The sequence below is a fragment of the Kitasatospora sp. NPDC092286 genome (genome assembly GCF_044755565.1).
GTDB lineage: Bacteria > Actinomycetota > Actinomycetes > Streptomycetales > Streptomycetaceae > Kitasatospora.
This window is the reverse complement of the sequence record NZ_JBIVRD010000018.1, coordinates 13,324-39,019: the sequence shown is the minus strand read 5'-3', so window position 1 is coordinate 39,019 and position 25,696 is coordinate 13,324. Positions and strand designations below refer to the sequence as shown.

General features: G+C 73.5%; 28 protein-coding genes and 1 pseudogene. 16 read left to right on the top strand and 13 right to left on the bottom strand.

Going from position 1 to position 25,696, the window contains the following annotated elements:
* The first annotated feature begins 2 nt into the window (after positions 1 to 2).
* Positions 3 to 695: a TetR/AcrR family transcriptional regulator gene (locus ACIQIB_RS19885; protein WP_400759480.1), complete on the top strand. Its 693-nt coding sequence runs from the start codon at positions 3 to 5 to the stop codon at positions 693 to 695.
* A gap of 202 nt (positions 696 to 897) precedes the next feature.
* On the opposite strand, the pseudogene ACIQIB_RS19880 reads toward ACIQIB_RS19885, so the two are convergent.
* A pseudogene (locus tag ACIQIB_RS19880) lies at positions 898 to 1,128 on the bottom strand (Tn3 family transposase); the annotation flags it as partial.
* Positions 1,129 to 1,644: 516 nt separating this feature from the next.
* Between ACIQIB_RS19880 and ACIQIB_RS19875 the strand changes: the two are divergent.
* The 8 genes from ACIQIB_RS19875 (at position 1,645) to ACIQIB_RS19840 (ending at position 8,110) form a co-directional block, all read left to right on the top strand.
* Entirely contained in the window at positions 1,645 to 2,226 is a 582-nt protein-coding gene (locus ACIQIB_RS19875; protein ID WP_400759345.1) for a TetR/AcrR family transcriptional regulator, read from the top strand.
* A 242-nt stretch (positions 2,227 to 2,468) separates the two neighbouring features.
* Positions 2,469 to 3,221, top strand: coding sequence for an SDR family oxidoreductase (locus tag ACIQIB_RS19870; protein WP_400759342.1), 753 nt, complete (start codon positions 2,469 to 2,471; stop codon positions 3,219 to 3,221).
* 67 nt (positions 3,222 to 3,288) lie between these two features.
* Positions 3,289 to 3,543 carry a hypothetical protein gene (locus ACIQIB_RS19865; RefSeq protein WP_400759340.1) on the top strand — a complete coding sequence of 85 codons (255 nt, stop codon included), beginning with the start codon at positions 3,289 to 3,291 and terminating at the stop codon, positions 3,541 to 3,543.
* A gap of 387 nt (positions 3,544 to 3,930) precedes the next feature.
* Entirely contained in the window at positions 3,931 to 5,472 is a 1,542-nt protein-coding gene (locus ACIQIB_RS19860) for an ATP-dependent DNA ligase (protein WP_400759337.1), read from the top strand.
* A 195-nt stretch (positions 5,473 to 5,667) separates the two neighbouring features.
* Positions 5,668 to 5,904: a ferredoxin gene (locus ACIQIB_RS19855; RefSeq protein ID WP_400759334.1), complete on the top strand. Its 237-nt coding sequence runs from the start codon at positions 5,668 to 5,670 to the stop codon at positions 5,902 to 5,904.
* 176 nt (positions 5,905 to 6,080) lie between these two features.
* Positions 6,081 to 7,295, top strand: a complete 1,215-nt coding sequence (locus ACIQIB_RS19850) for a cytochrome P450 (RefSeq protein ID WP_400759331.1) — start codon at positions 6,081 to 6,083, stop codon at positions 7,293 to 7,295.
* A 200-nt stretch (positions 7,296 to 7,495) separates the two neighbouring features.
* Positions 7,496 to 7,648: a hypothetical protein gene (locus tag ACIQIB_RS19845; protein ID WP_363612738.1), complete on the top strand. Its 153-nt coding sequence runs from the start codon at positions 7,496 to 7,498 to the stop codon at positions 7,646 to 7,648.
* Positions 7,649 to 7,756: 108 nt separating this feature from the next.
* Positions 7,757 to 8,110 (top strand): hypothetical protein, encoded by a 354-nt coding sequence (locus tag ACIQIB_RS19840; RefSeq protein WP_400652799.1) that lies wholly within the window; start codon positions 7,757 to 7,759, stop codon positions 8,108 to 8,110.
* A gap of 73 nt (positions 8,111 to 8,183) precedes the next feature.
* On the opposite strand, the gene ACIQIB_RS19835 is transcribed toward ACIQIB_RS19840, so the two are convergent.
* The 4 genes from ACIQIB_RS19835 to ACIQIB_RS19820 form a co-directional block, all read right to left on the bottom strand.
* Positions 8,184 to 9,089: a hypothetical protein gene (locus ACIQIB_RS19835; protein ID WP_363612734.1), complete on the bottom strand. Its 906-nt coding sequence runs from the start codon at positions 9,087 to 9,089 to the stop codon at positions 8,184 to 8,186.
* Positions 9,090 to 9,125: 36 nt separating this feature from the next.
* A complete protein-coding gene (locus tag ACIQIB_RS19830; protein ID WP_363612732.1) occupies positions 9,126 to 9,410 on the bottom strand; it encodes a DUF427 domain-containing protein in 285 nt (94 codons plus the stop codon).
* A 70-nt stretch (positions 9,411 to 9,480) separates the two neighbouring features.
* Entirely contained in the window at positions 9,481 to 9,717 is a 237-nt protein-coding gene (locus tag ACIQIB_RS19825) for a DUF6296 family protein (RefSeq protein ID WP_363612730.1), read from the bottom strand.
* 33 nt (positions 9,718 to 9,750) lie between these two features.
* Positions 9,751 to 9,999: a DUF2277 domain-containing protein gene (locus ACIQIB_RS19820; protein ID WP_363612728.1), complete on the bottom strand. Its 249-nt coding sequence runs from the start codon at positions 9,997 to 9,999 to the stop codon at positions 9,751 to 9,753.
* A gap of 197 nt (positions 10,000 to 10,196) precedes the next feature.
* Between ACIQIB_RS19820 and ACIQIB_RS19815 the strand changes: the two genes are divergently transcribed.
* Complete coding sequence (locus ACIQIB_RS19815) at positions 10,197 to 11,453, top strand: MFS transporter (RefSeq protein WP_400759328.1); 1,257 nt, start codon at positions 10,197 to 10,199, stop codon at positions 11,451 to 11,453.
* Positions 11,454 to 11,496: 43 nt separating this feature from the next.
* On the opposite strand, the gene ACIQIB_RS19810 is transcribed toward ACIQIB_RS19815, so the two are convergent.
* Complete coding sequence (locus tag ACIQIB_RS19810; RefSeq protein WP_400759325.1) at positions 11,497 to 12,855, bottom strand: serine hydrolase domain-containing protein; 1,359 nt, start codon at positions 12,853 to 12,855, stop codon at positions 11,497 to 11,499.
* A 210-nt stretch (positions 12,856 to 13,065) separates the two neighbouring features.
* Positions 13,066 to 13,632: a DJ-1/PfpI family protein gene (locus ACIQIB_RS19805; RefSeq protein ID WP_363612722.1), complete on the bottom strand. Its 567-nt coding sequence runs from the start codon at positions 13,630 to 13,632 to the stop codon at positions 13,066 to 13,068.
* 239 nt (positions 13,633 to 13,871) lie between these two features.
* Between ACIQIB_RS19805 and ACIQIB_RS19800 the strand changes: the two genes are divergently transcribed.
* From ACIQIB_RS19800 to ACIQIB_RS19790, 3 genes are all read left to right on the top strand, one after another.
* Complete coding sequence (locus ACIQIB_RS19800) at positions 13,872 to 14,420, top strand: RBBP9/YdeN family alpha/beta hydrolase (protein ID WP_400759323.1); 549 nt, start codon at positions 13,872 to 13,874, stop codon at positions 14,418 to 14,420.
* Between the two features lie 33 nt (positions 14,421 to 14,453).
* Positions 14,454 to 15,041 carry a hypothetical protein gene (locus ACIQIB_RS19795; protein ID WP_400759320.1) on the top strand — a complete coding sequence of 196 codons (588 nt, stop codon included), beginning with the start codon at positions 14,454 to 14,456 and terminating at the stop codon, positions 15,039 to 15,041.
* 192 nt (positions 15,042 to 15,233) lie between these two features.
* Entirely contained in the window at positions 15,234 to 16,523 is a 1,290-nt protein-coding gene (locus tag ACIQIB_RS19790; protein WP_400759317.1) for a glycerophosphodiester phosphodiesterase, read from the top strand.
* A gap of 64 nt (positions 16,524 to 16,587) precedes the next feature.
* Here the strand turns inward: ACIQIB_RS19790 and ACIQIB_RS19785 are convergent, their stop codons facing one another.
* The 3 genes from ACIQIB_RS19785 to ACIQIB_RS19775 all read right to left on the bottom strand — a co-directional run bounded on the left by ACIQIB_RS19785 (position 16,588) and on the right by ACIQIB_RS19775 (position 20,563).
* Positions 16,588 to 18,864, bottom strand: a complete 2,277-nt coding sequence (locus ACIQIB_RS19785; RefSeq protein WP_400759314.1) for a transglycosylase domain-containing protein — start codon at positions 18,862 to 18,864, stop codon at positions 16,588 to 16,590.
* Between the two features lie 10 nt (positions 18,865 to 18,874).
* Positions 18,875 to 19,426 (bottom strand): alpha/beta hydrolase, encoded by a 552-nt coding sequence (locus tag ACIQIB_RS19780; protein ID WP_400759311.1) that lies wholly within the window; start codon positions 19,424 to 19,426, stop codon positions 18,875 to 18,877.
* Positions 19,427 to 19,501: 75 nt separating this feature from the next.
* The gene (locus ACIQIB_RS19775) at positions 19,502 to 20,563 is read right to left on the bottom strand and encodes a hypothetical protein (protein ID WP_400759308.1); all 1,062 of its coding nucleotides are present in this window, start codon (positions 20,561 to 20,563) and stop codon (positions 19,502 to 19,504) included.
* Positions 20,564 to 20,694: 131 nt separating this feature from the next.
* On the opposite strand from ACIQIB_RS19775, the gene ACIQIB_RS19770 reads away from it, so the two are divergent.
* Positions 20,695 to 21,744 (top strand): SPFH domain-containing protein, encoded by a 1,050-nt coding sequence (locus ACIQIB_RS19770; protein WP_400652788.1) that lies wholly within the window; start codon positions 20,695 to 20,697, stop codon positions 21,742 to 21,744.
* Positions 21,741 to 22,640, top strand: a complete 900-nt coding sequence (locus tag ACIQIB_RS19765) for a hypothetical protein (protein WP_400652786.1) — start codon at positions 21,741 to 21,743, stop codon at positions 22,638 to 22,640. Before ACIQIB_RS19770 ends, ACIQIB_RS19765 begins: the two co-directional genes overlap by 4 nt.
* A 51-nt stretch (positions 22,641 to 22,691) precedes the next feature.
* On the opposite strand, the gene map is transcribed toward ACIQIB_RS19765, so the two are convergent.
* Entirely contained in the window at positions 22,692 to 23,459 is a 768-nt protein-coding gene (gene map / locus ACIQIB_RS19760) for a type I methionyl aminopeptidase (protein WP_400759477.1), read from the bottom strand.
* Positions 23,460 to 23,585: 126 nt separating this feature from the next.
* Between map and ACIQIB_RS19755 the strand changes: the two genes are divergently transcribed.
* The gene (locus tag ACIQIB_RS19755) at positions 23,586 to 23,855 is read left to right on the top strand and encodes a helix-turn-helix transcriptional regulator (RefSeq protein ID WP_363612706.1); all 270 of its coding nucleotides are present in this window, start codon (positions 23,586 to 23,588) and stop codon (positions 23,853 to 23,855) included.
* A 91-nt stretch (positions 23,856 to 23,946) separates the two neighbouring features.
* Here the strand turns inward: ACIQIB_RS19755 and ACIQIB_RS19750 are convergent, their stop codons facing one another.
* Positions 23,947 to 24,708, bottom strand: coding sequence for an SDR family NAD(P)-dependent oxidoreductase (locus tag ACIQIB_RS19750; protein WP_400759304.1), 762 nt, complete (start codon positions 24,706 to 24,708; stop codon positions 23,947 to 23,949).
* 198 nt (positions 24,709 to 24,906) lie between these two features.
* A complete protein-coding gene (locus ACIQIB_RS19745) occupies positions 24,907 to 25,488 on the bottom strand; it encodes a TetR family transcriptional regulator C-terminal domain-containing protein (protein WP_363612702.1) in 582 nt (193 codons plus the stop codon).
* Between the last annotated feature and the right edge of the window lie 208 nt (positions 25,489 to 25,696).

Below are 25,696 nucleotides of genomic sequence, written 5' to 3'. Positions count from 1 at the left end.
CCATGACTGTGTGGGACCGGCCGGAGCCGCCGACTCGCCCCGTGCCGCTCGACCGGGAGCGGATCGTCGCCGCCGCCATCGCGCTGGCCGACGAGGGCGGGCTGGGGGCGGTGTCGTTGCGCAAGGTCGCCGCACGGCTGGACGCCGGCCCGATGCGGCTGTACGGATACATCTCCACCAAGGAGGAGCTGTTCGACCTCATGGTGGACGAGGTCCACGCCGAGATTCTCCCCGAGGAGCAGTCCGGTGACTGGCGGGAGGCCCTGCGCATCCTCGCCCACCGCACCAGGCAGGCCGCTCTCCGTCACGAATGGCTGGCCGACCTGCTCGGCGGCCGCCCGACCCTGGGCCCGAACGGCCTCGCCGTGACCGAGGCCATGCTGGCCGCCCTCGACGGCCTCGCCGACATCGACACCGTCATGCGCGCCGTGGAGACTGTCAGCGCCTACTTCACCGGCGCGATCAGACGCGAGATCGCGAACCTTCGGGCCGAACGCGCCACGGGGCTGTCCAAGCACGACTGGCAGCGCGCCTCCGGCCTGCATGTGATGAGAATGCTGGCCACGGGCCGCTTCCCGGCGCTGACCAAGGCCGTGTACGACGGCACGGACGTGGACGCCGAGGCATCCTTCGCGACCGGCCTGGACTGGGTCCTCGACGCCGTGGCCGCCAAACTCACCCGGCCGCCGGCGTGACGCTCAGCTCTTGCCGAGTGTGAGCGAGGTCGGGGCCGGTGTCCCCGGGCCGTGCGGGCTTGCGCCGCCACCACTTCATAACGTTGGTGCTGCCCTCAAGTGGGTGGGCCCCTGCCTGGTCACGCCCGCCGCGTGCGAGGACGCTCCCATCCCCGGCAGGGAGCGGGTCGTCGGCGTCCTGCGCCGCTGACGACCGTCGCCGGGGGGAGCGGCGGGCCACGTCCTCGTCGCGGACGTCGAACCCGTCCTCGCGCAGCTGCGTGACGGCGGCGTCCATGTGCCTGGTGTCGAAGAACACCAGGGCGTTGAGGACCAGTCCGAGAGCGCCGGTCTGATCCTCCATGCCGTCCTGGTAGCGCTGGTAGAGCTGTCCGGCCCGACCGTGGAAGATCTTCCGGGCGAGCGCGTGGCGGCCCTCCTGGAGGTTGGCCTGCACCACGTGGTCGCGGATCGCCAGGGGCACGCGTCACTCGGAGCCCCCCGACACGTCGCCGTGGCTGTTCCCTGGCGGACGACCAGGACACCCGATCAGTTCGTTCCGGCTCTCCGAGCGACTCCGCGCCATCGGCGTCCTCCCCGGCCGATCCCGCACTGCGGCCCTGTTCCAACTCGCCGAGGAACTCCCAGCCGCACCACTGGCACGCATGCTCGGCATCCACATCAGCGTCGCCGTCCAATGGCAGCGAGCCGCAGCCGGCGACTGGACCACCTACGCCGCTGACATCAGCCAACGCACCGCAAGACGGGAACACTGATGACAGCTCACCATCGCGCTGGGAAGCCGTCAGGCCCGAGATCTTCCAGTGGCGATCCGATACGACTTGCCATACGTTATCCGTGCGGATAACTTTATCCGTATGGATAAATCTCTGGCCGTGGTGGCGGTCGTGGCGGGCCGCAAGGCCGTCCCCGTGGGCCTACCCCCAATCAGACAAGTAAGCGCACCATCATGACTACCCGTCATGCAGCGACTGCGGCCCGCAAGGAACAGATCACTCGTGCCGCAATCGCCTTGCTGGGCGAGCGCGGCTACCAGGCCACCACCTTCGAGGCCATCTGCAAGGAGGCCGGGCTCAGCAGCAAGCGGCTGATCACCTACCACTTCTCCAGCAAAGACGAACTGTTTGCAGCCGTCGCCGACCAGATCGTCGCCGACGTTGACACCTACATGCGGCCCGCCCTTGAGGCCGCGACGGGCACTCGCGAACTGCTCGCCGCCGCCATCCGGGCGAACGTGGGGTTCATCGCCGGCCACTCGGCGCACATGCGGGCGCTCCAACAGATCCTTCTCAACGGCGGTCTGGGCGGCTGGGAACGACACCACATCGAATCGCAGAACCGGCTGGCCCGCCTGTTCGCCACCGGGCAGCGCACCGGAGCCTTCCGCCCCTTCGATCCTCAGGTCATGGCGGCGGCGCTGCGAGCCTCGATCGACAACGCGGCCCCGCTCCTGTCCGCCGGCCTCGACCCCGACCTGTGCGCAAACGAGCTCATCGAACTCTTCGACCGCGGCACGCGTGAGCAGCCATAGATGCTCCGCAGGTCCCCGGTGAACCAGCCGCGCCAAGCCGGACCTCGGTCGCAGGCAGCCCTTGTCACTACCGACGGCGCGGGGTCCCGGCCTCCCCTTGAGGCGGGCGTCGAGTGCCTGAAATCGCAGGAAGCAGTGTGAGGGAACGCAGATTCTGCGGTCCTGAAACGCCACCGCCGTCCAGGACGGGAACACGGAAGGAAGCAATGCCATATACAGGAATCGTCGGGCGGACGTACGTCGTGACCGGCTCGGCGTCCGGCATCGGCGCTGCCACCGCGACGCTGCTTCGCGAGCGCGGCGCCCAGGTCATCGGGTGTGACCTCAACGACGCCGACATCCAGGCAGACTTGTCCACGCCCCGGGGCCGACAGGCACTGGTCGACCAGGTGGCCGAGCGTGGGCCCATCGACGCAGTGCTCGCCGTCGCGGGTGGTGGCAGGACCGGGCTCCTCGAGACGAACTACTTCGGTGCCGTCGCGACGCTCGAAGGCTTGCGGCCGCTGCTGGCGCAGAGCGATGCGCCTCGAGCTGTGGCCGTGTCGTCGACCTCTTCGCTGGCGCCCGCGGACGAGCGCGTCCTGCAGGCATGCCTCGACGGCGACGAAGCCGCTGCCGTGGCTCTTGCCAACGCTGAGCCATCTCTCGTTGGTGCCGCGGGCGCCTACGGCGCCGCCAAGCGTGCGCTGAATCGTTGGGTGCGCAGGGTTGCCTCAACACCAGAATGGGCGGGAGCCGGCATCGCCCTCAACGCCGTCGCACCCGGCGTCGTCGACACACCTGCCGCCTCCTGGATCTTCGCGAGCGAAGACGTCCGCACCGCCGTCGAGACCGCCTCACCGCAACCGTTCGGCGGCTTTCCTGGGCGGCCGGAGTGGGTTGGCGAGCTCATCTGCTGGCTTGCCGGCGCGGACAACCGTTTCGTTACCGGTCAGGTCGTATTCGCCGACGGAGGCGCGGAAGTTGCGATGATCGGAGATCTCCATTGGCGCTGATGGACACGGACAACTCCGCAGTCCTCCTGATCCATGGCGGCCTCTGGATCGCAAGACTGGCGCTGGCATGGCCCGCAACCGCCGGAGACCCCGCAGCGGACTCCGCACCCGCATCGGCCTGACCAACCTCGGCGCCTCCGACCAGATCATTCGTGACTTGCCGGACGGGCAGACCCTGCGAGCCGTCACCGACACCGAGCTGGCGACGCTCAAGATGCCGGTCAGCGTGCTCCCCTCAGTTCCAGAGAACCCGTTCCACCGACGTCAGACCGTCGATGGACTCCGACGACTTCTGCCGGACAGCGAAGAACTCCCCGGCTGAGCCGCCATCCGACAGCAACTCCTGGAGGTGCCCGCCCCCGTCGTCGCGGACGCTCTCGGCTACCACGACAAGACCACCACCCACCTGCTCAAGGAGACCGGCGGGACCTGGAGCCGATACGCCACTGGAGACCACACACGGTCACCAGCAGGCTGGGTTCCACAAGGAACTGGCGACAGTTGATTACGAGAGCACACCAGTATCAACCCCCGATCGCGTTCCGGCCGCGCCCGGCGGCGAGCGGCCCCCGGGCGGGCAGTGCGTCCACCCGCCGTCCATCGCGCCGCCGGCGAGACCGCCGAAGCGTGTCCTGCGGCCCGGGCCGGGCCCGGTCGCCGATCCTGGACCTCCCGGCCGACACCCGCACCCGCACCCGAGGAGCCCCGTATGCTGCTCCGACACCTGGCCCTGGTCTCCCGTGCCGTGGCGGACGAGCCCGGTCGCCGGGCCAAGACCGCCCTGCTGGCGGACCTCCTTCGCGAGCTCGGTCCGGCCGAGGCCCCGGCGGCGGTCTCGCTGCTCTCCGGCGAGTCGCACCGGCTGCGCACCGGCATCGGGCCCGCGAGTCTCCGGGATCTCCCGCCGGCCGCCGCCGGGCCTTCGCTCGGCGTCCGGGAGACCGAACGGGCCCTGGAACGGATCGCCGAGGTGCACGGCGCGGGCGCGCAGGCCGAGCGTCGCCGGCTGCTGGCCGGGCTGTTCGAGCGGGCCACCGAGGCCGAGCAGGGGTTCCTGCGCGCGGTCCTGATCGGCGAACTGCGCCAGGGCGCGCTGGACGCCGTCGTCGCGGACGCGGTGGCGCAGGCCACCGGAGTACCGGCGGCAGCGGTGCGCCGGGCGCTGATGTTCCGGGGCTCGGCCCGCGCGGTCGCCGAGGCGGCGCTCACCGGCGGGGTGCCGGCCCTGGACGCCTTCCGGCTGGAGGTGGGCCGCCCGGTACGGCCGATGCTGGCCGCCTCCGCACCGGACGTGGCCTCGGCGCTCGACCGGACCGGACCGGCCGCGCTGGAGTGGAAGCTGGACGGCATCCGGGTGCAGGTGCACCGGGACGGCCAGGACGTCGCGGTGTTCACCCGCGGTCTGGAGGACATCACCGCCCGGGTGCCCGAGGTGGCGGAGGCCGCGCTCAGCCTGCCCGTCCGTTCGGCGGTGCTGGACGGCGAGGCGATCGCGCTCACCCCCGACGGCCGTCCGCGCCCGTTCCAGGAGACCGCCGCGCGGACCGCCTCCCGCCGGGATCCGGGCCGGCTGCGCACCGAAGTCCCGCTCAGCGCCTACTTCTTCGACCTGCTGCACCGGGACGGCGACGACCTGGTGGACCGTCCGGCGCGGGAACGCTGGTCCGCCCTGGCCGAGTCCGCGCCGGCCGGGCTGCGGGTGGCGCGCGTCGAGACCGGGGACCGCGCGCGGGCACTGGCGTTCTTCCGCGAGACCCTGGCGCTCGGCCACGAGGGCGTCCTGGTCAAGGACCCGGCGGCCGGCTACGCGGCCGGGCGGCGCGGCGCGGGCTGGATCAAGGTGAAGCCCCGGCACACCCTGGACCTCGTGGTGCTGGCCGCCGAATGGGGCAGCGGCCGGCGGCGCGGCTTCCTCAGCAATCTGCATCTGGGGGCCCGGGCCGCGGGCGAGCCCGGCCTCGGGCCGTGGGTGATGCTCGGCAAGACCTTCAAGGGCCTGACCGACGAAATCCTCGCCTGGCAGACCGGCGAACTGCTCGCCCGCGAGGTCGAACGAGATGCGTACATCGTGCGGGTACGGCCGGAACTCGTCGTGGAGATCGCCTTCGACGGCGTCCAGCGCAGCCCCCGCTACCCCGCCGGGCTGGCCCTCCGGTTCGCCCGGGTACTGCGCTACCGGACGGACAAGAGCGCCGACGAGGCGGACACCGTCGCCACCGTCCGCCGGATCGCCGCGACCGAGGGGCTCTGACACCCGCCTCAGATGTGACGTTCACTCAAATTCCTTCCGTGTCACGGCTGTTCGATTCGGAAACAGATTCGGCCATTCTGTGCGATACCGCCTACGCACTCTTCGTGTGCGACAGAGCGACGGTTAGGTTGACACAGACAGCGGGGGCAGCCGGCCCGGATGATCCGGCGCCACACCACCGAGAGGTGTCCGTACATGCAGGTGAGCATCGACCAGGACCGCTGCTGCAGCTCCGGCCAGTGCGTTCTGACCGCGCCGGAGATCTTCGAGCAGGGCGACCTGGACGGACTGGTGATACTTCGTCAGATTCTTGTGACACCAACGCTGTTCGACGATGTGAGACTCGCCTCGGAGCTCTGCCCGGGCGGTGCGATCACCGTCACCGAGGACGCGGGAGAGACGGGAGACGCCGGGGACGACCGGGCGTCGTGACCGACGGGTGGGGCGCGGGGTCCCCCGTCCCCTGCGCCCCGTCGAGGCCCGGCGCCCCTGCCCGGCGCCCCATACCGGGTGCGCGCCGCGGGTACCCGGGCGGCACACCGCCGGCCGGCCGCCACCGTCCACTCGCCACCCGCTTTCCGTCACCTGCCACGCGAGGAGAATCCACCTTGACGAGCACGCCCACCGCCCCCGCCCGCCTGTTGCCCGCCCCGCGCGTCGGCGGGTGCCCGTTCAGCCCGCCGCCCGCCTACACCGAGGCCGCCCGCGAGGGCTCCGTCACCCGCGCCGAGCTGCTGGACGGCTCCTCCTGCTGGCTGGTGACCGGCTACCGCGAAGTCCGTACCGTGCTCTCCGACCGCCGGTTCAGCGCGGACGCCCGTCGGCCCGAGTTCCCCTTCGTCACCCCCGGCCGGCGCGAGATCGCCGCTGCCGATCCCAGCTTCATCCGCCTCGACGACCCCGAGCACTCCCGACTGCGCCGCATGGTCACCGAGGACTTCCTGGTCAAGCGGGTCGAGGCGCTGCGCCCGGAGATCCAGCAGATCGTCGACGAGGCGATCGACCGGATGATCGCGAGCGGCTCCCCCGCCGACCTGGTCACCGGCTTCGCGCTGCCGGTGCCCTCGCTGGTGATCTGCCTGCTGCTCGGCGTCCCGTACGAGGACCGCGAGCTGTTCCAGGCCCTCAGCCGCGTGATCATCAGCACCACCGCCGAGGAGGCGGAGGTCGCCCGGGCCCAGGCCGAGCTGCTGGACTACCTCGGCGGCCTGGCCGCCCGGAAGCGCCGCAGCCCCGGCCAGGACATCCTCAGCCGGCTCGCCGCCCGCGACGACCTCTCCCTCCGGGAGATCGCCTCGACCGGCCTGTTGCTGCTGGTCGCCGGGCACGAGACCACCGCCAACATGACGGCCCTCTCCACCGTTCTCCTGCTCCGCCGCCCCGAACAGGCCGCCCGGCTGGCCGACCCCTCGGCGGTACCCGGCGCGGTGGAGGAGCTGCTGCGCCACCTCAGCATCGTCCACACCGGCCTGCCCCGGCTGGCCCTGGAGGACGTCGAGCTGGGCGGCACCCTGGTCCGGGCCGGCGACGGGGTGATCGCGATGCTCTCCACCGCCAACCGGGACGACGCGGTGTTCGCCACCCCCGGCCACCTGCCCGCGGACGAGCTGGACCTGGACCGGGACGCCCGCCGCCACGTCGCCTTCGGCTTCGGCGTGCACCAGTGCCTGGGCCAGCCGCTGGCCCGGGCCGAGCTGCAGATCGCCCTGGCCACGCTGTTCCGCCGGCTGCCCGGGCTGCGGCTCGCGGTACCCGAGAGCGAGCTGTCCTTCCGCACGGACGCGGTCGTCTTCGGAGTGGAGTCGGTGCCGGTCACCTGGTGACACCGCGCGGGCGGCCGGGCGGCCCGGTCGGCCCCGGCGCGGGCCCCGGTTGGCCGTACGGCGGCTGCGGAGGCAGGCTTGAGGGGCAGAGAAACCCGGCCCGGCGGCCGCCCGGCGCCGCGGGGCGCCCCGGCGTCCCGCGACCTGCGACCTGCGGCACGCCCCGGTCGGCCGAGGAGACGGAGCCCACGATGACCGACATGAGCGCACGGTCCGAGGTGAGCGCCGACCGCGAGGAGGACATCCGCGCGGCCGACCCCGAGGAGGGCATCACCTCGATGCAGAACCAGCACGCGCAGGACACCTCGCAGGCGGAAGGCGCCCCCATGGAAGAGCCCGTGGCGGGTAGCTGACCGTCCACGACGAACGAGTTGCCACGAGGCCGCCCGGCGTACGGGCGGCCTCAGCGACCGCGATGTCGCTGCCGCAGCGGCGGCAGACCGGCGAGGAAGGATCGACGCATGAGCGAACAGCAGCACGGCACGGAGGCGCAGCGCGGGCAGCAGGCGGACCCGCCCGGGGATCCGCAGGCATCCTGGGCGACCTGGACCACCCAGTCGATCATCAGCGGGCCCGGCGGGGTCACCACCGCCGAAGTGGGCCCGATATCCGGCGACCTGACCCTGCACACCACCTGGGCGGACGGCGAGGCCCGGCTGACCGTGCAGTACACGGGCGCGTTGGACTGGTACACGGTGGCGGGCAGTCCCGTGCCGGCCCCGGACGAGGCCGTCGCCCGGGCGGTCCACCAGGCGATGGTCAACGGCGTCAAGGCCGGACGGGGCGCGAGCGCCCCGGAGGCACCGGGCACGTAGGGGCTCCGTCCGGCATCACCGGACGGCCGCGGTGGAGGCCCTGCGGCCGCCCGGTCCCGGGCCCGGGCCTCCGTCAGTCCTGCGGCTCGGCCTCGCCCGGGACCGCCGGGGCCGCGGCGGACCAGTAGGCGGGGACGGCCGGGCCGCGGGAGCGCAGGTCCGCGCGCACCTCACGGGCGAGCCTGCGGGTGTCGCGCCGGTTCACGTTCGCGCCGATGCCGGCGCCGACCAGCAGCGGGGTCAGCGAGGGCAGGCGGCGCAGCGAGCTGCGGGTGAGCCGTTTGCGGACCTGCTGGCGCACCTCGGAGCCGAGGGCCATCGCGGCGAACCCGGCCGGTCTGACCAGGGCCGCCCCGTCGACGCCCCGGCGGTTGGCCCAGGCCCCGAGGTAGGCGAAGGCCCGCTGGGTGGCCGTCCCCTGGGCCGGGACGCCGTACACCTCGTGCAGCTCCGCGATCAGCTTGATCTCCACGGCCGCCACGGCGAGCGTCTCGGCGGCGATCTCCACCGGCATCGCGGGCGGTACGGGCAGCATCGCCGCCGCGCCGACCCCGGCGCCGAGCGCGCCCGAGGCGCGGCAGGCGCCGGTGATCAGCAGGTCGGCCAGCCGGTCCGGGTCGGCGGCACCGGGATGCTGGGCCCGCAGGGTGGCCAGATCACGCACCGGGATTCGCGGTGCGGCCTGCACCAGTTGGTCGGCGAGGGCCCGGCCGCCGTACGCGGCGCCCTTGGCGGCGACCCGGCCGCCGCTGCCGAGCAGCCGGGCGACGGAGGCGACCAGAGCCGCGCCCCGGCGCCGGGCGCGCTCGGCCCGGTCCCCGGTGACCCGCCGGGCCGGGGCGCCCGCGGGCGCCCCGGGGGTGGGCCGCTCCAGTTCCTCGACCAGTCCGGCCAGCTCGTCGGCGACGTGTTCCGGGGTGGGCTCGGCAGGCCCGCGGCGCCCCGGTTTCCTGAGCCCCGGTTTCCTGAAGAGTGCCATGCTCTGCCGGTACCCGGTGCGGCGCGGCGGTACGCGCTACTCGGTGATCTCCACCCCGCGCCAGAAGGCCACCCGGCCCCGGACGTGCTCCGCCTCGGGCTTCGGGTCGGCGTAGTACCAGGCCGCGTCCGGGTTGGTCCGGCCGTCCACGGTCAGCGTGTAGTACTCCGCGGTGCCCTTCCAGCTACAGACGGTGGTGGTGTCGGACGGGCTCAGGTACTCCGCGCGGACCGAATCGGCCGGGAAGTAGTGGTTGCCCTCGACGACGGTGGTGTCATCGCTCTCGGCGATGACCTGGCCCTGCCAGCGCGCTGTGGTCATGTGTCGATTCTGCCCGGCTCCGCGGGCCGACAACCGCCGGGTCGGCCGGCCCGCGGCAGGCGGTCGCCGACTACGGCAGCGGCTCGGCGTGGACGGGGAGATGCACGGACTGGTGGCCCCCGCTGGCGAGGATCCGGACCTCCCCCGCCTCACTGATCTCGGCCCGGACGATGCCGCTGTCGTCCTCGTACACGGGGTGCCCGCCGGGACCGACCGTCGCCGTGCGGCTGACCACCACGACATCCTGCGGGGCCTGGGTGCCGGGGGTGCCCGGGAACGTGAGCACATAACGATGGGCGGGGTTCATCACCGGCCTCCTGGTCCCTGTTCCGCCGCCGGTCTAGACGGTCGCGTCGGCGGTGGCGTGGTCGGCACGGGCGGGGGCGCCGCGTACCTCGAGCTCGGCGAGCAGCCGGGCGGTGGCCTCGGCGACCGCCTCGACGGCCCGGTCGAAGGCCTCCTGGTTGTGGGCCGCCGGGGCTCGGAAACCGGACACCTTCCGCACGTACTGCAGGGCGGCCGCGTGGAAGTCCTCCGTTCCGGCGTCGGGCGTCACGGGCGGTCGCAGTGTCTTGATATTGCGGCACATGACCCCAGTCTCGCGCCTGGGCGCCCGCCTGGCGACCCCCGTGCGTCACCGTCTTGCCATGAGCTCCACACGGGGGCGCCATCCGGCCCGGCTAGGATTCCGCACGAACCCGTCACCCCCGCCGTGTCCCGTGCTGTCCTCGCGCGGCCCCTTCCTCCCGCCGCCCCCGCGTGCGGGCGTCACTCCGGAGTACCCCCTTGCCACTCGCGCTGGTTGCCCTGGCCGTCACCGCGTTCGCCATCGGCACCACCGAATTCGCCGCCATGGGGCTGCTCCCCCAGGTGGCCGACAGCCTCGACGTCTCCATCCCGCAGGCCGGCTGGCTGATCTCCGCGTACGCCATCGGAGTGGTGATCGGCGCCCCGCTGCTCACCGCCCTCGCGGCCGGGCGGCCGCGCAAGGCGGTCCTGGTCGCCCTGGCCGGCCTGTTCGCGACCGGCAACCTGCTCTGCGCGCTCGCCCCCGACTTCTGGTCGCTGGCCGCGGCGCGGCTGGTCACCGGGCTGCCGCACGGCGCGTTCTTCGGCGCCGGGGCGGTGGCCGCCGCCGAGCTGGTCGCCCCGCAGCGACGGGCCAGGGCGGTCGCCGTGATGTTCTCTGGTCTGACCGTCGCCAACATCGTCGGCGTGCCGGTCGCCACCCTGCTCGGCCAGCACCTCGGCTGGCGGGCGACCATGCTGGTGGTGGTCGTGATCGGGGCCGCCGGAACGCTCGCCATCGCCCGTCTGGTACCCCAACTGCCCTCCCCCGCGCAGTCCGGGCTGCGGCACGAGCTGCGCACGTTCCGCGACGGGCAGCTCTGGCTGGCGCTGGCCACCGTGGTGTTCGGCTGCGGCGGCTTCTTCGCCTGCTACAGCTACATCGCGCCGCTGCTCACCGAGGTCTCCGGATACGCCACCGGGTCGGTGACCCTGGTGCTGGCGCTGTTCGGCGTCGGGATGACGATCGGCAACGTGCTGGGCGGCTTCGCGGCCGACCGGGCGCTGCGCCCGACCGTCTGCGTCGCCTTCCTGCTGCTCGCCGCGACCCTCGCCCTGTTCGCGGTGACCGCCCGCACCGAGTGGTCGGCCGCCGTCACGGTGGTGCTGGTGGGGATGTTCGGCTTCGCGATCGTGCCCGCCGTGCAGACCCTGGTGATGCAGAAGGCGCGCAGCGCGCCGACCCTGGCCTCGGCGACCGTGCAGGGCGCGTTCAACCTGGCCAACGCCCAGGGGGCGTACTTCGGCGGCCTTGCCCTGGACGCCGGGCTCGGCTGGACCTCGCCCACGCTGGTCGGCGCCGGGCTGGCCGCCTCGGGCGCGGTGATCGCGGTGATCGCCTGGGCCGCCGACCGTCGCCCCCGGCACCGGCCGGTGCCGGGGGCGACGGAGCTTCCCGCGGCTTCCCCGGTGCCGGGCGGGCGTGCCCCGGTGCCGGACGGCGGGCCGTGCACCGGGGCGGGGCTGCCCGGCTGAGCGGCCCCGGACGCCCGGACCACTCCACGGCGGGCCGGGCCGGTCAGCCGATCCGCCCGGCGCTCTCCGGGAGCCCGGCCGCCGGCGGGGCGGCTGCCGCCGCGGCCGGCGGGCGGCCGCCGCACATCCCGGTGGCGACCAGGTTGTCGAAGGCGGCGTTGGCGGCGGGTCCGTTGGAGACGTCATAGGGGTTGATGGAGGCGGCGAACTGGCGCTGTCCGTGGACCTCGCCGAGCATCATGGTGCTGTAGCCGGGGATGCCTCCGCCGTGGCCCCAGTACTCGCCACAGGGGCCGTCCTTCCGCTGGAGGCCCAGGCCGTAGGTGGTGCCCTCGCCGTAGGCGCTGGTCCGCTTCATCTCGCGGAGTTCGGCCGGGCCGAGCAGCCGCCCGCCGAGCAGGGCGGAGATGAACGTGGTGAGGTCGGCGGTGGTGGAGATACCGGCCCCGGCCGAGCCGGCCATGGACGGGTCGAGCGAGGTGACGTCCTCCGGGCCGCCGGCGACCTGGTAGTAACCGTTGGCGTGCGGGCCGGGAATGACGGGCGAGTTGATCGGCATCGAGGTGCCGGTCAGGCCGAGGGGCTGGATGATCCGGCGCTCGACCTCGTCGGCCCAGCTCCGGCCGGTGACCCGCTCGATCATCATCCCGGCCAGGATGTAGTTGGTGTTGGAGTAGTGCCAGCCCTGGCCGGGGGCGAAGTACGGCGGGTGGGTGTTGGCGAGGTCGACGAGCTGCTGCGGCTGGTACGACGTGTAGCGGCCGCCGCTGAGCCACGCCTGGAGCCTGGCGGGGTCCGAGAGGTCGAAGGAGGCGTCCTCGGTGTAGTTGAAGAGGCCGCTGGTGTGGTTGAGCAGCTGGCGGACGGTGATCCCCGAGCCGTTCGGCACCGCGCCGGGCAGGATCGTCTCGACGGAGTCGTCCAGCCGGATCCGGTGCTCGGCGGCGAGTTGGAGGATCACCGTCGAGACGAAGGTCTTGGTCACGCTGCCGATCCGGAACCGGCCGTCGGCGGTGGCGGGCGCGCCGGTGGCGAGGTCGGCGGTGCCGGCCGCGCGCTGCCAGGTGATGCGGTAGTCCTCGCGCACCGCCGCGAGTGTGGCCGAGGCGCCGCCCGCCTTCACCATGCCGCGCACGGCGTCGTCGAGCGCCGACCGGTCCACGCGCAGCGCGGGCCCGGCGGCGGCCGGACCGGTACCGGGGGCCGCCGGCCGGTAGGGCGAGGTGCCCTGCGCGCCGGCGGCCGGGGCGAGGGTGCCCAGCAGACCCGCGCCCGCGATCACGACGACCGCCGCCCGGGCGGCCAGCGCGCTCCGTCGTCGCTGCCGCCCCCGCCCGGCGACGTCCACGCCGTCCGCCCGGTCCGCCCGGTCGTTCGCCCCGCTGTTCAGTGCCCCTGCCATGCCAGCCTCCCGCGTTCGAACGGGCGGATCCGCACAACACCCGCCCCGGTCACGACAGCTGACACTCTGACAGCTTGCCCGCACCCCGGTCGTCAGCCCCAGGGCCTGGTGCGCATCCGACCCAGGTCCCATCTTCTCCGGCCGAGTCGCTACGCCTCAGGTCGGGCACCGACCCTGACACCCCCTCGGGGGCACGTCCGGCGGCCGAGGTCAGGCGAGCGGCGCCTTGACCCGCAGCACCTCGACGAACGCCCGGATCCACGCCGGGTGGTCGGGCCAGGCGCGGGCCGAGACGACCACTCCGTCCACGACCGCCTCGCCGTCCACGTACTCGGCGCCGGCGGCGGCCACATCGGGCTCCAGCGCCGGGTAGGCGGCGCTGCGGCGGCCGGTGAGCACCCCGGCGGCGGCGGTGATCAGCGGGCCGTGGCAGATCTGCGCGACGGGCTTGTCGGCCTCGAAGAAGTGCCGGACGATCCGCTTCACGTCGGCGTTGTTGCGCAGGTACTCGGGGGCGCGGCCGCCGGGGACGACCAGCGCGACGTAGTCGGCCGGGTCCACGTCGGCGAGGGCGAGATCGGCCGGCCAGGTGTAGCCGGGCTTCTCGGTGTAGGTGTCGAAACCGTCGACGAAGTCGTGGACGACGAACTGGAGCCGCTTCCTGGTCGGCGCCGCGATGTCGACCTGGTAGCCCTCCTCGCGCAGCCGCTGGTAGGGGTAGAACACCTCCAGCGACTCCGCGGCATCACCGGTGACGAGCAGGATCTTCGATGCCATCGCGGACATCCCTCCATATGATCGACCGTCAGACATGGTGCGGGCCCGGGCCGGTGGTGTCCGGCAGGGCCTGGAACAACCTCCCGCACCGGGCGTCTCCGGCGCAACAGGGCGCACCGGGTGCAGAACAGCGCGTGAGCGGTCGCGCGCGCCCCCCTCGGACCGGGCGGGGCTCCGGGGCTGGGCGCCCCCTAGACTCCTGCTGCCCGCGCCCGCTCTCCCGGAGGGACTCCGTTCCGATGTCGGACCGCACCACCTACCTCGTCCTGCCCGGCTACCAGAACTCGGGGCCCGAGCACTGGCAGAGCCGCTGGGAGGCCGCGGAGCCGGCGGCGTTCCGGCGGGTCCGGCAGGAGGACTGGGACCACCCGGATCCGGAGTCCTGGGTGGCCCGGCTGGACGCGGCGGTCGTGGACGCGGCCGCCGACGGTCCGGTGGTCCTGGTGGCCCACAGTCTGGGCTGTGTGACGGTGGCCCGCTGGGTCGCCGCCGCTCCGGCCGGCCGGACCGCCGCCGTCCGGGGCGCGCTGCTGGTCGCGCCCGCCGACGTCGACCACGCGGACGTCCAGGAGCTGACGGGTTTCCGCCCGGTGGCCCTGCGGCCGTTCCCGTTCCCGTCGGTGGTGGTGTTCAGCACCGACGACCCCTGGGTCGCCCCGGACCGCGCCCGGGCGTTCGCCCGGGCGTGGGGCGCCCGGTACGTCGAGCCCGGCGCGTACGGTCACCTCAACGCCGAATCCGGCCTGGGCGACTGGCCGGCGGGGCGGAAGCTGCTCCTGGAGCTCTGAGACATCCACGCCAGGAGGCAGGGGGGTACGACAATGCCGGCAACGCATCGCGGGGCGGTGCGGCGGCTGCTGACCGTCGCCGGGCTGCTGTCCGTGGTCCTCTACACCGAGGGCCAGTGGGAGAGCCGTTCCGGCGGCCGGATGCTGGTGGCGGACCTGCTGAACCGGCCCGAGCCGCTGCTCGGCTCGGCGCTCGCCGCGCTGATCACCGCCGCCTGGCTCGGCGGGCGCCGCACGGCCGCCCGGACCGCGGTCCGGGCCGTCGCGGTGACCGCCGGCGTGCTCTTCCTGATCGGGGTGCTCGCCGTCCACGTGTCCGCGGCGGACGAGACGCGCAGCCGTCAGGACGCCCCGACCCGGCCGGAGCGGACGCTGGTCGTGGTGCACCGCTCGTACGGCTCGGAGACCGAGGCCAACAGCTGGCAGATCCTGCTGGAGACCGGCTCCGGCTGGTCCGGACGGCGCTGGTCGCTCGGCACCGTCGACGGGAGGTTCCCCGGCGAGGGCGCCTTCCTGGCGGCCACCTGGACCGGCCCCGACCAGGTCACCGTGGTCACCGACACGCACCGCCGCGTCTTCAACGTGGATCCGGACACCGGCGAGCCGGTGGAGGCGCGGTAGCCGCCCGGCGCACCCGGGCCGTCGTCCGCCCGACGGCGGCCGGGCACCTGAGTACGGGTACCCACACCGCCCGGCGCGCGGGCGGAGATTCGCCCGCAGTTCGCCCGACGGCCACCCGGCGGGGCGCCGCTGCTCCTAGTCTGCGGGCGACGACCAGCACCGCCATGACAACAGTGCGAGCAAGGAGCATCCATGACGTACCGTCCGCTCGACGGCAGCAGCCCGGCTCACGACGCCCAGGACGCGGGCGGCGAGGCGGGGGCCGCCTCCTCACGGCGCCGGTTCCTGCGCGCGACCGGCGTGGTCGGTCTCGGCACCGCCTTCGCCGCCGCCGGCGCCGGTGAGGCGCTCGCGGCCCCGGCCGACGACCAGCCCGACGCCTCCGACGAGCGCGGTGCCGCCGCCGCCCGCCCCACCGGCACCCGCACGCCGGTGCGCACCGGCACCGGCCTGGACCGGCTGCCGCACCCGCTGATCATCGGCCACCGGGGCGCCCCCGGCTACCGGCCCGAGGAGACCCTGGGCTCGTACGAGCTGGCCCTGGAGCTCGGCGCGGACGCCATCGAGCCGGACCTCGTCCCGACCAGGGACGGCCACCTGGTCGTCCGGCACGAGAACAACATCGCGGAGACCACCGACGTCGCCGACCACCCCGAGTTCGCGAGCCGCAAGGCGACCAAGAACATCGACGGCCAGCCGCTCACCGGCTGGTTCACCGAGGACTTCACGCTCGCCGAGCTGCGCACCCTGCGTGCCAAGGAGCGCCTGCCGCAGCAGCGCCAGCGCAACACCCTGTACGACGGCCGGTGGCAGATCCTCACCTTCCGTGAGCTGGCCGACTTCGCCCGCAAGCGCTCGCGCGAGCTCGGCCGCGAGGTCTGGCTCTACCCGGAGACCAAGCACCCGAGCTACTTCCGCTCGATCGGCCTGCCGCTGGAGGAGCGGCTGGCGGACGAGCTGCGCCGGGCGGGCCTGGCCGGCAAGCGCGGGCGGGCGATCCTGCAGTCCTTCGAACCGAGCAGCCTGCAGCGGCTGGCCAAGCTGGTCGACAACCCGCGAATCCAGCTGCTGAGCGGCCTGACCAGCCAGCCGTACGACTTCGTGCTCTCCGGCGACAAGCGCACGGTGGCCGATCTGGTCACCCCGGCGGGCCTGCGCTGGATCGCCTCCTTCGCGCACGGCATCGGCCCGACCACCCAGCTGATCGCCCCGGTGGACGCGGCCGGGAAGCTGCTGCCGCCGACCACCCTGGTCCGCGACGCGCACGCGGCCGACCTGCTGCTGCACCCGTACACGGTGCGCAACGAGAACAGCTTCCTGCCGGTGGACTACCGGCGCGGCACCGACCCCAACGCGTACGGGGACGCGATCGGCTGGGCCCGGTACCTGTACGAGCTGGGCGTGAACGGCTTCTTCACCGACCAGACCGACACCACCGTGCTGGCCCGGCAGGACTTCTGGGCCGCCAAGGGCGTCAACTGACCCCGCCCGCACGGTGACACACCCGTGCCCCGGACCGTTCGACGCGGTCCGGGGCACGGCGGTGTCACTGGTCGTCGGCGGGCGGCTGGCTCGGGCGCGTGGTGTGCGGCCGGCCTGATCCCGCGCTACCGCCCCCGGACGACGGCTGGCCGCTGCCGGGCGCGTTGGTGCCGGAGCCGGTCGGGCTCGTGGACGGGTCGCGCTTGGGCGGCGGGTCCGGGATGTAGACGGTGTCGAAGGTCTCCTCCGGCATGTTCCTCAGCGCCTGGTTCATGGCCAGCTGCCAGATCGGGCCCGGGCCGGTGGCGCCGAAGATCTCCGGGTAGTACCTGCCGCCGATCCGGATGTTCTTCATCGGCACGCCCTTGGACGGGCCGCCGAGCCAGACCGAGGCGGCCAGGTTGGCGGTGTAGCCGCTGAACCAGGCCGACTTCTTCTCGTCGGTGGTGCCGGTCTTGCCCGCGATCTGCCGGCCGTCGTCCAGGCCGAGGTCGCGCGCGGTGCCGCCCTTCTCGGTCACCCCGAGCAGGACGGTGTTGATGACGTCCGCGGTGTTCTCGGACATCACCCGCTCGCACTTGGCGGGGCTCACCGGCACGTCCTTGCCGTCCATCGTGGTGATCCCGCTGATCGCCAGCGGCGCGCAGTGGGTGCCCCCGGCGGCGAAGGTGGCGTAGACGTTCGCCATCACCAGCGGGCTCACCTCCTGGGTGCCGAGGCCCAGCGCGGGCAGCTCCTGGAGCGGATCACCGCTCGCCTTGCCCGCGACACCCAGCTTGTTGGCCATCTGCTTGACCGCGCAGAGGCCGATCTCCTGCTCCATCTGCACGAAGTAGGTGTTCACCGAGAGGGCCATCGCCTGCTTCAGGTCGTACGGACCCTCCTCACTGGAGGACTCGTTGGGGATCGAGCCGCCCTTCTTGCCCTTCTCCAGGTTCTTCCAGGTGCCGTCGCAGGTCTTGATCGTCGGCCAGTCCATCCGGTTCGGCGACGGGTACGACTGGGTGGCCGGCAGCCCGGCCTCCAGGGCGGCGGCGGCCACGATCGGCTTGAAGTTGGAGCCGGGCTGGAAGCCGTTGCCGCCGCCCATCGCCGCGTCCACGTTGTAGTTGACGACGGTCTCGTTCTTGTTCGGGTCCAGCCCGTAGGGGCGGGTCTGGGCCATCGCCAGGATCTTGCCGCTGCCCGGCTCGACCATGGTCACGGCCGCCGAGACCGGGTCGGTGACGTAGACCCGCTTGGTCACCGCGTTCTGGGCGGCGGCCTGCTTGTCCGGGTCCAGGGTGGTGTAGATGTTCAGCCCGCCCTGGTCCCACAGCTTCTTGCGCTCGGCGGCGGTCTTGCCGAACACCGGGTCCTGCCTGACCACGTGCCGGACGTAGTCGCAGAAGAAGCCCATGCCCGCGTTGGCCATGATGCAGCCGCTCTGCGGGTCCTTGTAGCGGAGGCCGAGCGGGGCGGCCTTGGCCTCCCGCGCCTGCTCGGCGGTGATGTGCTTGTTCTCCACCATCTTGTCGATGACGGTGTCCCGGCGCTTCTGCGCGGCCACCGGGTGCAGCTTCGGGTCGTACTGGGAGGGGTTCTGCACCAGGCCCGCGAGCGTGGCCGCCTCGGGGAGCGTCAGGTCGATGGCGTCCTTGCTGAAGTACCGCTGGGAGGCCGCCTGGATGCCGTACGCCTGGTGCCCGTAGAAGGTGATGTTCAGGTAGTTGGTGAGGATCTGATCCTTCGTCAGGTCCTCTTCCAGCTTGATGGCGTACTTGAGCTCCTGGATCTTGCGGCCCAGCGTCTTGCGCTGCGCCTCCAGGACGGCGGCCTGGTCGTCGCCGGCCTTCTCGACGTTGACGTTCTTCACGTACTGCTGGGTCAGGGTCGAGGCGCCCTGCACGGTGGCGCCGCTCTCCGCGTTCTTGGTGATGGCCCGGAGGACACCCTTGAGGTCGACCGCGCCGTGCTCGTAGAAGCGGGCGTCCTCGATGTCCACCTGGGCCTGGCGTATCAGGGGGGACATCCGGTCGGCGGTGATCACCGTGCGGTCACGCTCGAAGACCTTGGCGATCAGGCCGCCCTTGGCGTCGAAGATCTGGGTGGCCTGGGTGAGCGGCGGGGCCTTGAAGTCGTCCGGAATGTTCTCGAAGCTCTCGACACCGCTCTTCGCACCGAGGCCGAGCGCCCCCGCCGCGGGCAGCACCAGACCCGCCAGCAGGACGCCGCCCAGCGTGCTGTAGCCGAGGAACTTCGCCGCGTGGCCGGCCAGGGCGAGCGGGGTGGCGCGGCGCCGGGGTCGCGGCACCCACGTGTCGCCCGGGTCCGGGGAAGGTATGCGGCTCTTCGGTGGCATAGCTGGAACACTACGTCCACGAAAACCGTGCGTGGGGCGGGTGTTCGCCAAGCCAGGTTACAAATCTGCGACAGATTCGCCACGTTCGGATCGCTCGGCGCAGGCCCGCCGGGGAGGCCCCGCGCCGAGCGGGCCGTTCGCCCACGGCCCGTCCCACCGCGGGCGGTTCGGCTCCGGCGGCGACCGCCCTGCCCGGCCCCGCGCCGGCCGCGGTGACGCGGGGCGGACGGAGACCCGGGGCACGGACGGCGGGCCGGTCCGGGGCCCCGGCCGGACGGCCGGGCGGCGGGTGTCCCCGGCGGTGCGGTGGCCGGTGACCAGGAAGTCCGTCACCACCGCACCCCCCGCAGGCGCTCCCGTTGGCGACGTGGGCATCGTGGCCGCCCGAGCCGACGACCACCATCCGGGCCCGCGTGCCGAGCGCCTCGCGGAGGCGGAGGGCGCCCTGGTAGGGCGTGGCCGGATCCCGCAGGTTCCGGGCGAGCAGGATGGTGGACGGGCCCCGGTCGGTGCCCCGCACCGGCGGCTCGGCGGGCGCGTACGGCCGGAAGGCACAGGGCATGATGCCGGCGGGCCGCCCGCCCCATCCGGTCAACCGGCCTTTGCGGGGTGGGGAGTTCCCTGCCCCGACACCGCCTCAGCCGGAGCGGCGTTTCCTGCGCAGGCCGGCCGCGGCGGCCACGGCGGCGATCACCACCAGCAGGCCGAGGGCGCCGTTCGACGGCCCGCCGGACGAGTCGCCGGCGGAGGCGGCGGCGGGCGCCCCGGAGGGCGGCGGGGCGGGTGCGGTCGCAGGGGGCGAGGACGGCGAGGTGGACGGTACCGGCTGGACGGTGTCCGGGAGTTGGCCGTCGCCGAGCGGTGAGCGCCAGACCGGACTGCCCTTTCCCTCGCTGCCGTAGAGCAGCGCCCGGCCGTCCGCGGTGAAGGTGACCGACTCGCCCTGGCGCTGCAACGGCGCACTGAGCGGCGTGGGCTGACCGGGTGCACCGTCCTGCCAGCGGTAGAGGGTGGCGGAGAAGTAGCCGCGCAGGACGAGCCGGGTGCCGTCCGGCGAGAAGGCGCCGTCCGTGGTCCAGGGGGCGTCGCCGATCCGGCGGAAGGTGTTGACGCCGGTGGCCGACAGCTTCTCGGGGCCCTGGTAGAGGCCGCCGCCGCCCTGCTTCTTGCTGGCGATGTAGGCCCGGCCGGTCACCGGGTGGACCATCAGTGCCTCGGCGTCGCGCGGCCCGTCCTCGTAGCGCACCCGGTAGCGGACGGCGTCCACGGTCTGGTCGCGCAGCTCGGCGGGTTCGGCGAAGGCGTAGATCCAGACCTCGGGCCAGGTGCCGCCGAGGTTGTCCCCGATGTCGCCGAGGTAGAGCCGTCCGTCGGGGCCGAGCGAGATCGCCTCGACGTCGCGCGGCTTGACGCCGCGCAGGGTGACGGTGGCGACGGTGCGGCCCTCGCTGTCGACGGCGTAGACGTAGGGGCCGTCGTCGCTGTCGTTGTGCGTCCAGTAGACGCCCGGGTGGGCCTGGCTGGCGGCGAGGCCGCTGGACTCGGTGATGCGCGGGTCGGTGAGGGTGAACAGCTCGCCGGCGCCGTCGGCCGCGCGGGCGGGCCCGCCACCCGCCCCGACCGCGCAGGCGGCCGCGAGCAGCACCGCCGAGGCGCGCACCGCCCCCCGGTACCGCTCCCGCGCCGTGTCCGTTCGCATCCTCAGCACCCGGCGATCCTCCCACGAGGGCCCGCGCCGGGGGGCTCGGGCTCCGCCCACCCCTTTTCGTCACCTTGACGAGATTGCGGACTCCGCAATATCGTCCTAGTGACGAAAAGAGGGAGTAACTCATGGCCGACATCAGCAAGCGCTTCGGACTGCGCCATCTGCGCGCCGTCCCCACCGCCCACATCCGCCACCTGAACCGAGGGGAGATCGCCCACGAGGGCACCGGGCTGGCCTTCTGGTTCCGCCCGCTCACCGCCGCCCTCTCCGAGGTGCCGGTGGACGACCGCGAACTCGCCATGCTCTTCCACGCCCGCACCTCCGACTTCCAGGACGTCACCGTCCAGGCCACGCTCACCTACCGGATCACCGAACCGGCCACCGCGGCCACCCGCGTGGACTTCGGCATCGACCCGGACACCGGCGCCTGGCGCGCCGCCCCGCTCGACCAGCTCGCCACCCTGCTCACCGAGACCGCCCAGCAGCACGCCCTCGGCCTGCTCGCCCGCACCCCGCTCGCCACCGCGCTGGTCGACGGTGTCAGCGCGGTCCGCGAGCGGATGGCCGCCGGGCTCGCCGCCGAGCCCCGGATCACCGAGACCGGGCTCGCCGTGATCGCCGTCCGGGTGGTCGCGCTGCGCCCCGAGCCGGAGGTGGAGCGCGCGCTGCGCACCCCCGCCCGCGAACTGGTCCAGCAGGAGGCCGACCGGGCCACCTTCGAGCGGCGGGCCGTCGCCGTGGAGCACGAGCGCGGCATCGCCGAGAACGAACTCGCCAACCGGATCGAACTGGCCCGCCGGGAGGAACAGTTGCTCGCCCAGCAGGGCGCCAACAGCCGGCTCCAGGCGGAGGAGGAGGCGGTCGCCGACAAAGTCCGCACCGAGGCCGAGGCCGAGCGCCGCACCCGGCTCGCCACCGCCGAGGCCGACGCCGCCCGTGCCCTCGGCGACGCCCGCGCCGCCGCCGAGGCGGCCTGGCTGACCGCCCACCAGCAGGCCGACCCGGGCGTCCTGCGGGCGCTCGCCCTGATGCGGCTCGCGGAGCACCTGCCCCGGATCGACAGCGTCACCCTCACCCCGGACGTGCTCACCGGGCTGCTGGCCAGGCTCGGCGCACCGGCGGGCGCCCAGGGCGGCGGTCCCAGCGGGGGCAACGGCGGCGGGGCCGGACGGTGAGCCTCGCACCGAGGGCGGTCCTGGTGCACCGCCGCACCGAGTACGACGAACTGCTCGCCCACCACGGCACGCCCGGCCAGGCCGCGTTCTTCCTGTCCTCCCGGGGCCGGTCCGTCGAGGAGGTGGAACAGCGCCACCGCCGGCAGACCGAGGCGCTGGGCAGGGCCGCGGCCGCCGTGCCGCTGGACTGGCGGCGCACCCGAGTGGAGCGGACCGACCTGCCGCGCTTCCTGTTCGAGCCGGAGGACGTGGTGGTCGTGGTCGGCCAGGACGGACTGGTCGCCAACGTCGCCAAGTACCTGGACGGGCAGCCGGTGATCGGGGTGGACGGCGACCCCGGCCGCAACCCCGGCGTGCTGGTCCGGCACCGCGCCTCCGCGCTCTCCGCCCTGCTCCCGGCCGCCGTCAGCCGCACCGGCGCCCGGCACCTGGAGGAGCGCACCATGGTCGAGGCGGTCGCGGACGACACCCAGCGGCTGCTGGCCCTGAACGAGGTGTACCTCGGGCAGCCGGGCCATCAGACGGCGCGCTACCGCCTGGCGGTGAGCGGCGGCGAGGCGGAGCCGCAGGCCTCGTCGGGCGTGTTGGTCGGCACCGGGACCGGCGCCACCGGCTGGTGCCGCTCGGCCTGGCTGGAGCGCGGCGGCCCGGTCCAGCTGCCGGAGGCGGTCGCGCCGGCGCTCGCCTGGTTCGTCCGCGAGGCGTGGCCCTCCCCCGCGACCGGCACCAGCCGGGTGCACGGGGTGCTCGACGGCGGCCGGGAGCTGGTGCTGACGGTCGAGTCCGAGCGGCTGGTCGCCTTCGGGGACGGCATCGAGGCGGACGCGCTGGAGCTGACCTGGGGCCAGAGCATCCGGGTGGGCGTCGCCGCGTCCCGGCTGCGGCTGCTGGTGTGACGGCGTCGGCTGCGGCCGCTCGGCACCGGGGCTCCCGGCGCCGGGGCGGCCCTACGGCAGGGTCAGGACGCGCGGGCCGTCCTCGGTGATCGCCACGGTGTGCTCGATGTGCGCGGCCCGGCTGCCGTCGGTGGTGCGCAGCGTCCAGCCGTCCGGGGCGGTGCAGTAGTCGTCCCGGCCGCCGGCCGTGAGCATCGGCTCGATGGCGAGCACCAGCCCGGGCCTGAGCGGGTAACCCCGGCCCGGGCGGCCCTCGTTGGGCACGTGCGGGTCCTCGTGCATCCGCCGCCCGATCCCGTGGCCGCCGAAGCCCTCCGGCAGGCCGTAACGGGCACCGCGCGCGACGCCGGCGATCGCGTGCGCGATGTCGCCGGTCCGGTTGCCGACGACGGCCGCGGCGATCCCGGCCTCCAGTGCCCGCCGGGTGGCGTCGATCAGCTCCCGGTCGCCCGGCCTCGGGAGGCCGACGGTGAAGCTGACGGCGGCGTCGCCCGCCCAGCCGTCCAGCACCGCGCCGCAGTCGATGCTGACCAGGTCGCCGTCGCGCAACCGGTAGCCGTCCGGGATTCCGTGCACCACGGCGTCGTTGACGGAGGCGCAGATCACCGCGGGGAACGGCACCGGCGCGAACGACGGCCGGTACCCGAGGAAGGGCGAGGTCGCCCCGGCGTCGCGCAGCACCCCGCGCGCCACCTCGTCCAGCTCCAGCAGGCTGACGCCCACCGCCGCCGCGCCCTCCACGGCGGCCAGGGCGTCGGCCACCACCCGCCCGGCCTCGCGCATCGCGGCGAGCGCCGGATCCGACTTGAGCTCCACCATGGTTTCGACTCCCCTCATCAACCCAATTCTTATACCGGTATTTGTATCACGCTCCCCGGCCCTCCCCACTCCGGCCCGCCAGCACCTCGCTCCGTCTCCCCCGCCGCACCCCCTACTATCGAAACCATGGTGAGGACTCCACTGACACCCTGGGAGCGCGAGCGCGGCGAGCGCTTCGGCGCGCTGCTGCGCGAGGCGCGCGGCGAGCGCAGCATGGTCGAGGTCGCGGCGGCCGCCGGCGTCTCCGCGGAGACCCTGCGCAAGATCGAGACGGGCCGCGCCCCCACTCCCGCCTTCTTCACCATCGCCGCCCTGGCCTTCGCCCTCGACCTCTCCCTCGACGAACTCGCCGCCGCCTGTGCCCTCACCGACGACGGGCAGGCGCTGTCCGCGTAGAGCACGGCCGGACGGTCGGGCAGCGACAGATTCCGCCACTCGACCGTCCGGGGCCGTTCGGGGCCGGGGCTCAGGACTCAGGGCTCAGGGCTCAGGCCGTGATGCCGCCGTCCAGGACGAGGTCGGCGCCGACGGTGAAGCCCGCCTCGGGGGAGGCGAGATGGAGGACGGCGGCGGCGATCTCCTCGACGGCGCCGGAGCGGCCGACGGGGACCTGGACCTTCATCCGGTCGGCCTTCTCGGCGGTGCCCTCGCCGGGGCGGGTGGACATGGCGGTCTCGACCGGGCCGGGGCTGACCGAGTTGATCCGCACGCCGTCGCCGATGTGGTCACGGGCCGCGCTGCGGGTGAGGGTGCCGATGGCCGCCTTGGAGACGGCGTAGGCACCGAGGCCGGGCAGCCGCAGGTGAACGCCGAGGCTGGAGGCGATGTTGACGATGGCGCCGCCACCGTTGGCCCGCATGTGGGCTATCTCGTACTTCATGGCGAGCCAGGTGCCGGTCAGGTTGGTGTCCAGGACGCGCCGCCATTCGTCCTCCTCCAGGTCCGCGACGGGTGCGGGGGTACCGAGGATCCCAGCGTTGTTGACGGCGACGTCCAGACCGCCGAAGTGCTCGACGGTCTCCCGGACCAGACGGGCGGCGTCCTGACTGTTCGTCACATCGGCGACCAGGGCGACGGCCTTGCCGCCCTCCCGCTCGACCAGGCCGACCGTCTCGGCGAGCGAGCTCCCGGTGCGGCCCGCGACGGCGACCCGGGCGCCCTCCCGGGCGAAGGCGAGGGCGATGGCGCGGCCGATTCCGCTGCCGCCACCGGTGACGAGGACGGACTGGTCGGCGAATCGCGTGGTCATGAGAAGTGCTCCTTGGCAACCCCGGGGAAGGGGCGGGTGCGGATCCGGGAACGGCGGCGACGCCCGCCCAGGAGGTCGCACAGACCCCATCTATATTGATCGTTCGGTCCAATATTGAGCCAGAAAAATGGCCGGTCCACGAAGAGGACCGGCGACGGGACGCCGACCGGGCACACCCCGGCCGGCACCGCGAAACCCTCAGTCCAGCAGCGCCAGCGCCAGCTCGGCCGCGTCGTGCAGCCGGGCCGCGCCGTCGCCGACCTTGCCGATCACGCGCATGCCCTGCATCAGCACCAGCAGCATCCGCGCCAGCGCCCGCGGATCACGGCCGCCGGGCAGCTCCCCCTGCGCCTGCGCGCGAACCAGGGCGGCAGCGAGCACCGTCTCCAGGTGGCCGAGGCTCGCCTCCACCCGGCGAGCCGCGGCCGGTTCGTGCGGGGCGAGTTCGACCGCCGTGTTGGTGACGAAACAGCCACGCCTGAGATCGTCCTCGGCGGCCTCCCGCGCATAGCGGCGGACCAGCGCGCGGACGGCCGGCAGCACCGGCCCGGGCTGGGACAGCTCGGCCAGCAGCACCGGCTCGTTCTGCTCGCCGTAGCGCTCCAGCGCGCGCAGATAGAGCTCGCACTTGCTGCCGAAGGTGGCGTAGATGCTGGCACGGGCGATCCCGAGCTCCTCGACCAGGTCGGCCATCGAGGTGGCCTCGTAGCCGCGCCGCCAGAACAGCTCAAGAGCCGACTGGAGCACCGCGTCGGGGTCGAATTCCTTGGTACGCGCCATGCCTGAACGCTATCCCTATCTAGATCGATCGGTCAAGAAAGGCCGCAGCCACTCACCGCTCTTCGCGCCCCGCGCGATCCGACGCTCCCCGGCACCCACCGGCGCGCCCCGGCGCACCGCTTCGGACCCCGATCCGCCCCGGGCTCGCGACAGCCCGGCATAAGCAACAGTTAATTGACGACACATTGTCAAATGGACTAGACCACCG